The organism is Paenibacillus sp. FSL H8-0122 (assembly GCF_038005345.1).
In the GTDB taxonomy this organism is placed as follows: Bacteria; Bacillota; Bacilli; order Paenibacillales; family Paenibacillaceae; genus Paenibacillus_AQ.
The window spans coordinates 3,472,743-3,485,435 of sequence record NZ_JBBOTB010000001.1 but is presented as its reverse complement, the minus strand read 5'-3'; the positions used below and the strand labels follow the sequence as shown (position 1 = coordinate 3,485,435).

At 51.9% G+C, this 12,693-nt stretch carries 10 protein-coding genes; 6 read left to right on the top strand and 4 right to left on the bottom strand.

Translation table 11 applies throughout. The annotated features are described in order from the left end of the window. Positions 1-106 precede the first annotated feature (106 nt). Together NSS64_RS15310 and NSS64_RS15305 are read left to right on the top strand one after the other, a co-directional pair. Positions 107-631: a sigma-70 family RNA polymerase sigma factor gene (locus NSS64_RS15310; RefSeq protein WP_340941366.1), complete on the top strand. Its 525-nt coding sequence runs from the start codon at positions 107-109 to the stop codon at positions 629-631. A 76-nt stretch (positions 632-707) separates the two neighbouring features. Beyond that, the gene (locus NSS64_RS15305; RefSeq protein ID WP_341140654.1) at positions 708-2,039 is read left to right on the top strand and encodes a DUF4179 domain-containing protein; all 1,332 of its coding nucleotides are present in this window, start codon (positions 708-710) and stop codon (positions 2,037-2,039) included. 84 nt (positions 2,040-2,123) lie between these two features. Here NSS64_RS15305 and NSS64_RS15300 read toward each other — a convergent pair whose 3' ends face one another. Further along, positions 2,124-2,648: a type 1 glutamine amidotransferase domain-containing protein gene (locus NSS64_RS15300; protein WP_340941364.1), complete on the bottom strand. Its 525-nt coding sequence runs from the start codon at positions 2,646-2,648 to the stop codon at positions 2,124-2,126. A gap of 232 nt (positions 2,649-2,880) precedes the next feature. On the opposite strand from NSS64_RS15300, the gene NSS64_RS15295 reads away from it, so the two are divergent. The 3 genes from NSS64_RS15295 (at position 2,881) to NSS64_RS15285 (ending at position 5,438) form a co-directional block, all read left to right on the top strand. Continuing rightward, positions 2,881-3,318, top strand: a complete 438-nt coding sequence (locus tag NSS64_RS15295) for a hypothetical protein (protein WP_076074887.1) — start codon at positions 2,881-2,883, stop codon at positions 3,316-3,318. A 319-nt stretch (positions 3,319-3,637) separates the two neighbouring features. Further along, on the top strand, positions 3,638-4,648 hold the full coding sequence (ccpA, locus tag NSS64_RS15290) for a catabolite control protein A (RefSeq protein ID WP_036695017.1): 1,011 nt from the start codon (positions 3,638-3,640) through the stop codon (positions 4,646-4,648). Between the two features lie 94 nt (positions 4,649-4,742). After that, the gene (locus NSS64_RS15285) at positions 4,743-5,438 is read left to right on the top strand and encodes a 5'-methylthioadenosine/adenosylhomocysteine nucleosidase (RefSeq protein WP_341140653.1); all 696 of its coding nucleotides are present in this window, start codon (positions 4,743-4,745) and stop codon (positions 5,436-5,438) included. 21 nt (positions 5,439-5,459) lie between these two features. Here NSS64_RS15285 and NSS64_RS15280 read toward each other — a convergent pair whose 3' ends face one another. Beyond that, positions 5,460-6,092 carry a GNAT family N-acetyltransferase gene (locus NSS64_RS15280; RefSeq protein WP_340992562.1) on the bottom strand — a complete coding sequence of 211 codons (633 nt, stop codon included), beginning with the start codon at positions 6,090-6,092 and terminating at the stop codon, positions 5,460-5,462. 160 nt (positions 6,093-6,252) lie between these two features. Between NSS64_RS15280 and acsA the strand changes: the two genes are divergently transcribed. Further along, positions 6,253-7,977, top strand: a complete 1,725-nt coding sequence (gene acsA, locus NSS64_RS15275) for an acetate--CoA ligase (RefSeq protein WP_340992563.1) — start codon at positions 6,253-6,255, stop codon at positions 7,975-7,977. 95 nt (positions 7,978-8,072) lie between these two features. On the opposite strand, the gene NSS64_RS15270 is transcribed toward acsA, so the two are convergent. Both NSS64_RS15270 and rpsD read right to left on the bottom strand, forming a co-directional pair. Beyond that, positions 8,073-11,015 (bottom strand): transglycosylase domain-containing protein, encoded by a 2,943-nt coding sequence (locus tag NSS64_RS15270; RefSeq protein ID WP_341140652.1) that lies wholly within the window; start codon positions 11,013-11,015, stop codon positions 8,073-8,075. A 664-nt stretch (positions 11,016-11,679) separates the two neighbouring features. Beyond that, entirely contained in the window at positions 11,680-12,279 is a 600-nt protein-coding gene (rpsD, locus tag NSS64_RS15265) for a 30S ribosomal protein S4 (RefSeq protein ID WP_340941356.1), read from the bottom strand. Positions 12,280-12,693 lie beyond the last annotated feature (414 nt).

Below are 12,693 nucleotides of genomic sequence, written 5' to 3'. Positions count from 1 at the left end.
AGATCTGAGGGAACAGGCCTGCCCTGCAAAAAAAGTAAAACCGTTTGGGCTGCGGGACAGTCAGTATATACAGAAGTCAAAAAAAGAAAGGGGAGACTAAGCCTGGATGGAGCATACGTGGGAAGGCGAGCAGGTGCGCCACTTGAATGAACAGGAGCAGTTGTTTATCAACCGGGTACTGGAGCAGAAGAAAATACTCTACAGTATTGCGTACAGCTACTTGCGCAGCGAGGCGGAGGCACTCGAGATGGTTCAGGAAACTACATACCGGGCCTGGGTGAAGCGCAGGAGCCTGAAGGATGAGGACCGGTTCGCACCCTGGCTGACCCGGATTCTGATCAACTGCTGCAAGGACGAACTGAAGCGGAGGAAGAGGCTGGCTACTCCCGTTCGAGAACAGGCAAGTGCTGGACTGCAGGAGATGACCAGTGACCGTAAGCTGGATATGGAGCAGGCCCTGGAAGCAGTGAAGCCGAAATACCGTCAGGTGCTTGTGCTGAAGTACTACCGGGATATGACGCTGACAGAAATTGCCGGGGTGCTGGGCAAGCCGGAAGGAACGGTCAAGACCTGGCTGAACAAGGGACTTAAGCAGTTACGTGACAAAATGAGAATCAAAGGGGGACTATAGCATGGTCAAGACAGAAGAAGAGCTGCTGAAGGAGTACTACCACAGTCTGTCGGCAGAAGCAGATGAGGTTGCAGAGATGAAGCTGAATACGGCAATCCGTAAAGGCATAACGCGTTCACGCAGAAGCTCTATGTCATTAAGGAAGCGTTATGCTCTGGCTACAGCGGCGGCAGTACTTGGGCTTGTGCTGTTATTCTCCTTTCCCCGGGCGGGTGAGGTGTTTAAGACCCAAGGGGCAGCTCCCGATCAGGCAGCAATATATCAGAGCTATGGACCCTTTGAAAAGTACATTCCAGCTGCGATGACCACAAACGCTGTATCTTCGGCAATCGAGGATGGCCTTGTACAGCGCGTCACGGGTGTTACTGCGGAGCAGAATGGATTTGTCCTGACTGTAGACGGAATTGCTGCAGATCAGAAGGGGATTATCATTTTGTATTCCTTGCAGAATAAGACTGATGAGAAGGCCAAAGTAGCACATATTCAGTTAACATCAGCTGTTTCAAATCCTTTGCATACATCCCTGGGGCCTGAGAACTCAATTTCCCCAAATCGTACAACCTATGGTTATGAAGTAAGGCAGTGGGAGAGTGACGGAGGCGCTCTTCCGGATCAATTTACACTGGAATTGGAGCTTGGTAAGTACAAACAGTTCATGCCAGCTTCAGCAGATAGCTCTCTTGCTAAATTGTCTGTAGCTCTTCCGCTAGACCGGGAGGAGATTGCTAAGGCAGGAGAAACCATACATGTAGACAAAACACTGGAAATAGAAGGTCAGAAAATTAAAATTAATCAGGTCTATCTGGCCGCCTCCGGCATTTATCTGGATTATACCTCCGACCCGCTGAACTCCAAACAGATCTTCTCTATGTATAAACCGGGTCTCTTAGCGGGCGGCAGTGGTGATTATACGTATCTGGCTTTACGCGCCGCCAGCTTTACGGACAGTGGGGGCAGACTGATATTTGCCAACGACAGGAGCTCGGCACAATCGCTCCAGCTGCAAATCAATGGAATTCTGGCGCTGGATAAGCAGGCAACCCAATTAATTATCGATACCGACAAGCAACAAATTATTAAGGCTCCAGATCAGAATTTGCAAATGTTCATTCACAACACGGAGAGGGGCTCCACGCTGGTGCTGGAATATGATTCTCAGGCACAGAGTAACAGTATTTACAATACCTTAATGCTGGGGCAAACATTCACCGATGGAGCAGGTACAGTCCATTCAGCAGACAAGTTTGAGTTCGATATTCCGCAGCGCACTGAGTGGGAGAATGCGAAGTCAATCCCAACCATGTACTACCGTGGTCTGGGCAGCAATAAATACCCGCAGCCGCTGACGTTCACCATTGAGGCGTATCCTGCCCTGATCAAAGAGAAGCTGTCTGTCCCTATCCGCTAATCTCCTTTAAAAGCGGCAATAAGCCCTGAACCCTGTCAGACGACAGGGCAGGGCTTATTGTCTATATCAGATATCTGCTGCCTGTTATTCCCCGGCCAGCGCATCGCAGAACGCTTTGCCGTAAGGCGGCAGGTCCGGCGGGCGGCGGGCGGAGATGATATGGCCGTCCCGGACGAGCGGCTCGTCCTTCCAGATGGCTCCGGCGTTCTCCATATCGTCACGGATGCCCGGCGTGGAGGTGACCGTTACGCCTTCGAGAATTTTGGCGGAGATTAAGACCCAGCCGGCATGGCAGATCTGGCCAATCGGCTTCTTCGCAGTATTGAAATCCTGCACCAGCTGCAGCACTGCGCTGTAGCGGCGGATTTTGTCGGGTGCCCAGCCTCCGGGAACAAGGATGCCGTCATAATCGGCAGCCTTCAGCTCGTCCCAGCTGTATTCAGCGGTGGCAGGTACGCCATATTTACCGACATACGTCTTGCCCTTCTCAAGGCCGGCCAGATGTACCTCGGCCCCTTCCTCACGCACGCGGTATACGGGATACCACAGCTCAAGATCTTCAAATTCATCGTCCACCAGCGCAATGACTTTTTTACCAGACAGTCTCATTCTGTACAGCTCCCTTCGGTTCAACTCATTGATATCTATGTCATTCTATCAAAAGAGACAGTTGAAGTCACTTTTCGATATGGAAATTCCTACGACTATTGCCAATTAAAACATGATATGCAAACTTGCAGGGATTCAGGGGGATGAGGTCGAATACTAGAAAGAGAAAAGCCAAAACTATGCGTTTTTAAAAGATCATTCTGAGGTGTGGGAGATGTATAAGGAACAATTAATGAAGAAGTCTTGTGGCTGCGGCGGGATCATGACCATACATATGCATACGCTGATTTATAGTGCGAAGATCAAAATTACGAATGTCCCTGTATATACCTGCGGGCAATGCGCCCGTTATGAGCCCTTGCCGGTTATTAAGCGTGACCTGGGCCTGCTGATCCGGGAGCTTGGAGAGCGCCCAGCGGGCAAGCTGCATCTGTCCTTTGCGGACCGTAATGAGTGGGCCAGTGTGCTGAAGGATACCTTTGCTGCGGGCTTGTTTGCCGGCGGCTTGCCGGAGCTGGAGGAGGCTATCCGCAAGGCTATGCAGAGCCGGATTGATCTGCTGCTGGATGTATACCGCACGGCGGCGGATCTGTCCGATAAGAAGTGGATGGAAGAGATCGGCCTGCGGCTCTCCCAGTTGACGGCTCATTCGGCAGAAAGTGCCAAATAAAGGAGCATTTTTTGACATTTTGAAAAAAAGTCTGCAAAAACAATGAAAAACTTTCAACGAATGTTGGATTTTTCACGCGCTTTTTGATACGATAGAGAAAGCATACAGAATTCTTGAAATTTTAAAGGCTTTCCACTGGAAGCTATTGGAGAATCAGGAATTGGCGGAAGGCGTCAAAGCCGCGCCAGGACTGGCGTTTCAACCTTTGAAAGAAATTTTGAAAGGAAAATGAAGCGTTATCATTGCACAATTGTACAAAGTGTCGTATCATAATTTTAATTAGTCGAACGATAAAATTTATCGCAATGGAGAGAGTAATTTGACGGTAACCATTTACGATGTAGCTCGAGAAGCAGGCGTATCTATGGCTACGGTATCACGGGTTGTGAATAATAACCCCAACGTGAAACCGCAGACCCGGAAGAAGGTTTTTGAAGCGATTGAGCGTTTGGGCTATCGTCCGAATGCGGTGGCGAGAGGTCTCGCCAGCAAGAAAACGACAACCGTAGGGGTTGTTATCCCTGATATCTCAAACTCGATTTTTGCGGAAATTGCACGCGGGATTGAAGATATTGCCAATATGTATCACTACAACATTATTCTCTGTAACGCTGACAAGCGTAAAGAGAAGGAGATTCGTGTCATTAACACACTGCTTGAGAAGCAGGTGGACGGGCTGCTGTTCATGGGCGGAACCGTTACGGAAGAGCATATTCAGGCGTTCCAGACCTCTGCTGTGCCTATCGTGCTCTGTGCGACCCGCGATGAGAAGGGAACGTATCCTTCCGTGGATATCGACCATGAGACGGCTGCATTTGATGCAGTGAATACGCTGATCCGCCACGGACACCGCGAGATCGCAATGATCAGCGGTACGCTGCAGGACCCTGCGAACGGATATGCCCGGTTCCACGGCTACAAGAAGGCGCTGGAGGCGGCAGGTATCGAGTATCAGGAGGATCTGGTGCGCATCGGTAACTATCGTTACGAATCCGGTGTCGAAGCCATGAAGTACTTCCTGGGTCTGAAGAAGAAGCCGACAGCTATCTTTGCTGCTACCGATGAGATGGCGATTGGTGCCATTCACAGCATTCAGGATGAAGGCCTCAAAGTGCCGGATGACTTCTCAATTATCAGTGTTGACAACATCCGGATGGCTTCAATGGTTCGTCCGCTCCTCACTACTGTAGCACAGCCGATGTATGATCTCGGTGCTGTAGCGATGAGACTGCTGACGAAGCTGATGAAGAAGGAGACGGTTGAGAATCCGCGGGTTATTTTGCCGCATGAGACCATTCTTCGTCTGTCTGTCAATCATGTCAACAAATAAGACTTGTATATTCAGCATGTGAATATAGGTTTCATAAGAAGCTCCTTCGGGAGCTTTTTATGTTTGCAGGCAGAAAGTTCAAGGGGGATATGAAATGAGCGGAGTGCTGGGGCTGATTGGCGCAATGGATGAAGAAATCAAGCTGCTGCTGGAAGAGATGGATAATCGGCAGACCACGGTGAAGGCCGGAATTACCTTTTATGCAGGGATAGTGTTCGGGAAGGCAGCTGTAGTCTGCAAATCAGGGGTAGGGAAGGTGAACGCCGCAGTAACCACACAGATTCTGCTGGACAGCTTTGGCGTAGAGCAGGTGCTGTTCACCGGAGTGGCCGGGGCGCTGCACCCTGAGCTGAACATCGGGGATATTGTTATTTCGTCATCCTGTATTCAGCATGATATGGATGCTACAGCGCTCGGCTTTGCCAGAGGAGTGATCCCATATCAGGAGATCTCCGCCTTCCAGGCAGATCCGCTGCTGGTGAAGTTAGCAGAAGAGGCCTGTCTAGAGCTGGAGCAGAAGTCTGTAACAGGCATTATGCTGTCCGGGGATCAATTCATTGCCAGCAGGGCGTCAGTAGCTATGCTGCGTGAGCAGCTGGACGGGGCCTGTGCAGAGATGGAGGGTGCGGCGGTCGCCCAAGTCTGCCATATGAACGGGATACCTTTTGTAATCGTACGTTCCATGTCGGACAAAGCAGACGGCTCAGCACATGTGAATTACAGTGAGTTCACCGTCACTGCCTCGCAGCATTCGCATGCCATTCTGGAGCATATGCTTAAGGCTATGTAACCTGCAGGCTGGCCGCCTGAATTAATACATAAACCGCTGTCTGAAGCGCACCCGGTCGAAGGTCTCGCGGGAGGACAGCGGCACTTCCCGGCCCATACGCACCATGAGGCAATTGGCCGGATGCGAGCAGATCTCCGGGTCATCGGTAGCATACCACACCATATCTACCGTCTTCATCAGCTTCTCCATCATCTGGCGGTACTCCCATACATTAAGACCGCTCCCCTTGAGGTCCCAGTGCCAATAATATTCGGTTGTGAATACGATGCAGTTCTCCAGTTGTCCCTCTTCAAAAGCGCTTGAAACCAGCAGCTTCGCAAGCCCGCTCCCGCGGTACTCGTCAGCCACTTCGATGGCTCCCAGCTCAATCAGATCCTCCATCCCGCCCTGAGACCATAACTCCAGTTCATCCGGATAATGAAAAGTAACATAGCCCACGATAACGTCTGAGACCACTGCTGCTACGATGCGTCCCTCGGGTAAGCCCGATATCTCTATCAAGGCTTCGAGCTGCTCCTGCGGCTTACGGAAGGCGTCCAGATCGCGGTGCATGCTTAAGGTCTGAAGCGTTTCGGGAGATAGGGGTCCACGGACAGAAATCAGCCGGCCTTGATGCTCTATGGTATGGGATACAGGGATTTTATGGTGCTCCATGCTTGGGCTCCCTTCCGGTTCACTATAATATGGAATGTAACCGCTTCCTGTGATATACTGATTCCGACACGGAATATTCACATTTAGAGCATTGACGGAATTAATAGAATTAGAGGGTACCCTTAAAGCTTAAAGCAAACCAGTAGGGGAGGCAAGAGTAATGGGGCAAGTTCAAGGCGAAATTTTGCCGGGCCGGGTGCAGCACTCGAATATGGAGGATTATTCCCGGGCAGTTGAAGAATTCCGGTGGGAGGATGTCGAGCGCAGCTTCTCCTGGCATGGGACCGGCAAGGTGAATATGGCACATGAAGCTGTAGACCGTCATGTCGAGGAGGGGCGGGGGGCTGCTACAGCGCTGATCTACAGCGATGCGGTGCGCGAGGAGCGGTACACCTTCGCCGACTTACAGGAGCGGTCGAATAAGTTCGGTAATGTACTACGCAAATATGGAATCGGTAAAGGCGACAGGGTGTTCATCTTCATGCCGCGTACCCCGGAGCTGTATTTCAGCCTGCTTGGCATTCTGAAGACGGGAGCAGTGGCAGGTCCGCTGTTCGAGGCATTCATGGAGACGGCGGTCAAGGACCGTCTGGAGGACAGCGGAGCGGTGGCGCTGGTGACTACACCGGAGCTGCTGCACCGGGTGAAGCGGGAGCAGCTCCCCGGATTGCGCCATATCTTTGTCGTCGGAGCCTCTGCTGATGAGGATTCCGGACTGTTGAGCTATGAAACGGAAATGGCCGAAGCCTCTGCCGAGCTGGAACCGGAGTGGCTGAGTCTTGAGGATGGTCTGATTATGCATTATACCTCCGGCTCCACCGGGAAGCCCAAAGGCATCTACCATGTGCAGAGAGCCATGATCCAGCAATATTATACAGGCAGGGTAGTCCTGGACCTGCGCCCGGACGATGTGTACTGGTGCACGGCCGATCCGGGTTGGGTGACCGGAACCTCTTACGGGATTTTTGCCCCTTGGCTGAATGGAGTAGCCAATGTAGTCCGGGGAGGCCGCTTCAGCCCTCTGGATTGGTATAAGACGATTGAGCGCTTCGGGGTGAGCGTATGGTACAGTGCGCCTACGGCTTTCCGGATGCTGATGGGGGCTGGCAAGGAGACGCTGGAGGGGATCGATCTCAGCAGTCTGCGTCATGTGCTGTCTGTCGGCGAGCCGCTGAACCCGGAGGTCGTGCGCTGGGGCGACAAAATCTATCAGCAGCGGATTCATGATACGTGGTGGATGACCGAGACGGGAGCGCAGCTCATCTGCAACTACCCGGGAATGGACATCAAGCCAGGCTCCATGGGCCGGCCGCTGCCGGGGATCGAAGCAGCTATCCTTGATGACCGCGGCAACGTACTGCCGCCTTATGCTATGGGCAATCTGGCCATTCGCACCCCCTGGCCGTCCATGATGGCCAAGGTGTGGAATAACCAGGCTAAATACGATGAATACTTCCGAATTCCCGGATGGTATATCTCGGGGGATTCTGCGTACATGGATGAGGACGGCTATTTCTGGTTTCAGGGCCGGATTGATGATGTGATCAATTCCTCCGGGGAGCGGATCGGACCCTTTGAGGTCGAGAGCAAGCTGGTGGAGCATCCGGCTGTAGCGGAGGCTGGGGTAATCGGCAAGCCGGATGTCATGCGCGGAGAGATCATCAAGGCCTTCATCTCGCTGCGGGATGGATACAGTCCAACCGCGGAGCTGAAGGAAGAGATCGCAGCATTTGTCAAAGCGGGCCTGTCTGCCCATGCTGCACCGCGCGAAATCGAGTTCAAGGATAAGCTGCCCAAGACCCGGTCCGGCAAAATTATGCGCCGTGTACTGAAGGCCTGGGAGCTGCATCTTCCGGCAGGCGATCTGTCTACCATCGAAGACTAGGCAGATCCGGAGTGTTGCAATCTATTGAAAAAGCCCGTTCCCCGGGATAAGGGGAACGGGCTTTTGAAGCTTATACTGAAGTCTGCCTGGTGAGCTTAACGGCCGGTATTGCCTGTTGCGTTAGTAGCAGTACTGCCTCCAGCATTGCCGCCCGTATTCCCGCTGTTTCCGCCGGCTCCATTACTGCTTGACGGAGTTGCAGGATCCACAACAGGCGGCTGAACAATGATCATGCCCGGGTCCTCTGTACTGTCCGGGATGATTCCGGCGTCCGGTGTCGGCTCAGCGTCCGGCGTCTGTTCCGGAGTTGGTGTAGGCTCAGGTGTAGGCTTAATGCCGCCAGCCACACTACCGGAAGCAGTCTCATGTCCGGCTACGTCCACGGCAGCCACATAGAAGGTAGCATTAGCGCCTGCCGGAGTACCCGGCCTGAAGACGGTGCTCTCTCCAGCCGCGAGAACGGCCTGCTTCTGGAAAGATCCGCCGTTCAGGGAACGGTAGAGGCGGTAGCCGACAACATCCGGCGAACCGCTTGGAGTGAAGGTAACTACAGCCTTGCCTGTACTGTAGGAGACCATGACTTCACCGGGAGCACTTGGCCCGTTGCCGTCGTCGACCCGCGGATCGACCTCGGTCGGATAGTCGGTTTTGGCATCCTGCGGCATGTAGTACGATAGTGACTCATGCGATTTCATCGCCGGGAAGGCGGCCAGCAGCTCTTTGACCAGCTCCTGAATCGGCTTCTCGCGCTTGACGACGATCTTTTCCTTCAAGAAATCCTCAGGAGTTCCTTCGAGAGGGATGTAGTTCACCCCGTTATAAGTGATGTATCTGGCATTGGAGATTCCGTCGTCGCTCTCCTTAGGAACAAATTTCGCGTTGAACAGATCCGTTGTGAATCTATCCGTCAGCTTGGAAGGCTTCTTGCCGCTGTATGCCGAGACGGTTGCCTTGACAATGCCCTCCGGCTGGGCAAATTCCTTCGTGGTGAACAGCTCGGGACGCTTGTCAATCACTGTATTCATAACCTTGGTCCACAGGGTCTGCGCCTGACGCTTCTGCGTATCTCCCTGCAGGGTATTGACCTGCTCTTTGTAGCCCACCCAAATTCCAAGGGTGACATCCGGGGAATAGCCCATGAACCAGACATCCCCGTAGTTCTGGGTGGAGCCGGTTTTGCCGACAATCGGAACTTCCTTGAAATGCTTGTAGTTCCTCTTCACTGTAGTTGCTGTTCCGTCAGTAATTACGGTACGCAGCATATCCGTCATCAGATAAGCGGTCTGCTTGGAGAAGACCTGTTCCGGGTTAACTTTATGCTGGTAGACGATTTTGCCCTGACTGTCCACGATCTTCTCGATCATATAAGCATCATTGAAGGCACCGCCGTTACCGATGGAGGAGTAGGCGTTGGTCAGCTCTTCCACGGATACCCCGTAACGCAGCCCCCCGATAACCCCGGTCTGAGCGCTATAGTCATTGTCCTGGATGGTGGTAATCCCCAGCTTCTTAGAGAAGGCCCAGGCCTTCTCAATTCCCACCTTGTCATTGAACAGCTTCAAGGCCGGAAGGTTCAGGGATTTGTTCAGGGCATAACGGGCGGTAACCAGACCCTGATAACGGTTGTTGGCGTTCTTGGGAATGTGGTAGCCTTTGCCTCCGTCCTTCATGACAATCGGCGCATCATCCAGAATACCGGCAGGCTGAATGAGCCCTGCATCCAGTGCAGGCAGGTACGCTGCAATCGGCTTCATGGTGGAGCCGGGCTGGCGGATCATCTGAGTGGCGTAGTTCATCTGCTCGATGTTGAAATCGCGTCCTTCAATCATGCCCAGAATCGCGCCTGTCTTATTGTTAATCATCATGCCGGCTGTCTGTTCCTTGCCTCTCGCCTTGCTGTCCTTGGTGAAATTACTGCTGTCATCCGAGACACTGTGCATCGCACTGTACACTTTCTTATCTATGGTGGTGTACACCCGATAGCCTCCGGTCATCAGCTGCTGGCGTGCTTCCTCCAGAAGCTGGGCGGAATCGGTAGCAGCGGCCGCCTTGTCTGACGTACCCTGGTTCAGCTTCAGCAGAATCTCGGACGCTTTGCGTTCGGTCTCCATCATGAGATAAGGGAAGGTGGCATAGGCCTTCTTCGTATGCGGTGCAAGGGAGCTCTTGATATCGAAGAGCAGCGCCTCATCGTACTGGGAAGTGGTAATCTTGTTCTCCTCCAGCATCCGCCGTAAGACCAGCTTCTGGCGGTCCATCGCCCGGCCGAAGGCCGTCTCGTTGAATTCCCCTATGCCGTTGAACGCAGAGTACTTGGAGGGGAGCTGGGGCAAGCCGGCGAGATACGCCGCCTGGGCCACATTCAGCTTCTCCAGATCATCCAGGCCGAAGATGCCTTTGGCGGCAGCCTTAATACCGAATACATTATAGCCGTTGGAACCGTTCCCGAAAGGAACCTTATTTAAATAAGCCGTTAAAATTTCCTGCTTGGACAAGAAACGTTCCAGCCGCAGGGACAGTAGAATTTCCTTCACCTTGCGGTCTTCCGTGCGGTCCAGGTTCAGGAACACGCGCCGTGCAAGCTGCTGGGTAAGGGTGCTGCCCCCGGTCTGAACGGATTCATTCAGTACCTTTTGCTTGACGGCCCGCAGGGTGCCGCTGAAATCCACCCCTTTATGATTGTAGAAATTATTGTCCTCTATAGCGAGAACGGCATCAATCACAAGCTGCGGAATATCGTTGAATTCAATAAGTCTGCGGTCTTCTTCTGTGCGGAGCTGGCCTATCGGCTGTCCGTCACTGAAATAGGCAAAGCCGGTAATGGCGTTCAGCCCAACCTGCTGCTGGATTAGTTCTTCGGGCCGGACCGGGTCGTCCTTCACTATTGAAGTGACGTAGCCGGCTACAGCGCCGCCGGCGAACAGGCAGCCGAGTATACCGAGTATGAACATCCACTTCACAACTGAACCGAACCTGCGGAGCCAGGATCTGCGCGGTGGACGCTGTTTTGCGGTCTTCTTTTTCTTCTCCTCAACCATCGACGATAATCCTCCTTTTAACGGAACTATTATAGCACAATTTGGCGATTTTGAATGCGCTTCTGCCGGAGAGGATTTTTTTGCAGTTGACACGCGCTGTATTTTCAACAGGAGAGTAAGGATGGAATATTTACTTTTGAGACAGCCACATGAAGCTTCAAAAATAACTCAGGTACTTTGCAGGGGTCCCAAAACATATAAATCAGAACTAAATCACCCTGCGGGTGAACGGTGCTAATGCCTCTCTCATCGGCCGCTTTTAAGGAGCAGTAATGTTGCACTTTTTGCAGGATTTCTCTATACCTTTTACGGGTTGAAGTACAATGTTGCATTATTTGCACAAATTTCGGTGTTTAGAGCAAGTTAGCGCTGAATTTGTTGCATTTCGTGCAAGATTTCAGCATAGACCGCTTCTTTGGGGCAGTAATGTTGCACTTTTGGCAGGATTCCTCTTAAAATATTACTGGCTGTGATGCATGTGGCCCTTCCCTCCGCGCAGCGGCATCCTGAAAATACGTCTGGGACTGCGATAAACACACGGCCTACGCGGTGCACCCAGTCCAATATGTTCGGTTTCCTGTTAAAATATGTTAAATAAATGAGCAAAAAAAAGCCCCCGGATAGAAATCCGGGAGCTTTGATCAGATTCCGCTGTAAGCGAATCTTAACGGTTGTAGAATTCGACGATTTGCTTCTCATCGATATCCTGGGACAGCTCTGCACGTTCCGGCAGACGAAGGAATTTACCTTCGAATGATCCGTCAGCATATTCCAGGTAGCCTGGAAGGTGGGAGCGGTTGTCGAGAGCTTCTTTGATCGAAGCCATAGCGCGGCTTCTTTCGCGGAGTCCGATAACGTCGCCAATGCTTACACGGTAAGAAGCGATGTCGACTTTTTTGCCGTTAACGGTTACGTGGCCGTGGGATACCAACTGGCGTGCGCCTGCACGGGAGTTAGCGAATCCAAGACGGTAAACCAGGTTGTCCAGGCGGCTTTCGAGCAGGAACATGAAGTTTTCGCCCGCAATACCCTGGAGCTTTTGTGCCTTAGTGAAAAGAGTTTTAAACTGCTTTTCGCCCAGGCCGTACATGTGACGCAGTTTTTGTTTTTCCAAAAGCTGCATTCCGTAGTTACTTACTTTTCTGCGTTGGTTAGCGCCGTGCTGTCCTGGTGGGAAAGGGCGTTTCAGGTCTTTGCCTGTACCGCTAAGGGAAATGCCCAGACGGCGGCTGAGTTTGAATTTAGGTCCGGTGTAACGTGCCATATTATAGTAGACTCCTTTTAATGAAAAAATGTATTGTAGGGCCTATTTGCGCCGCAATTCGTATCCGTGAAAGCGTTAAATGGTTTCACACTGCCGAGGGAAGTTCAGCCGCTGCCCTGACAGTAACGAAATGCGTAGAGGGTGACACAACGTTACGCCCAATAAGACTTGTTACAGTCTTGTTCAACAATAAATATTATATGAAAATGACAGTCAAAGTCAAGTGCAACTTAAAAGAGTTTTTGTCTATGTTTGTCGTTAGTTCTTTGGTCCTAAAAAAAATCCCGGTTTTGCGGAAAATATAATGCAATACCTCAAGAAAGGGAGTAAAATATAACTAATTGGATGTTATCGGAAAACTGTGATTTCAAATATCCTGACTATATTTACGCTGGATTGGTAATGTCTCTACTA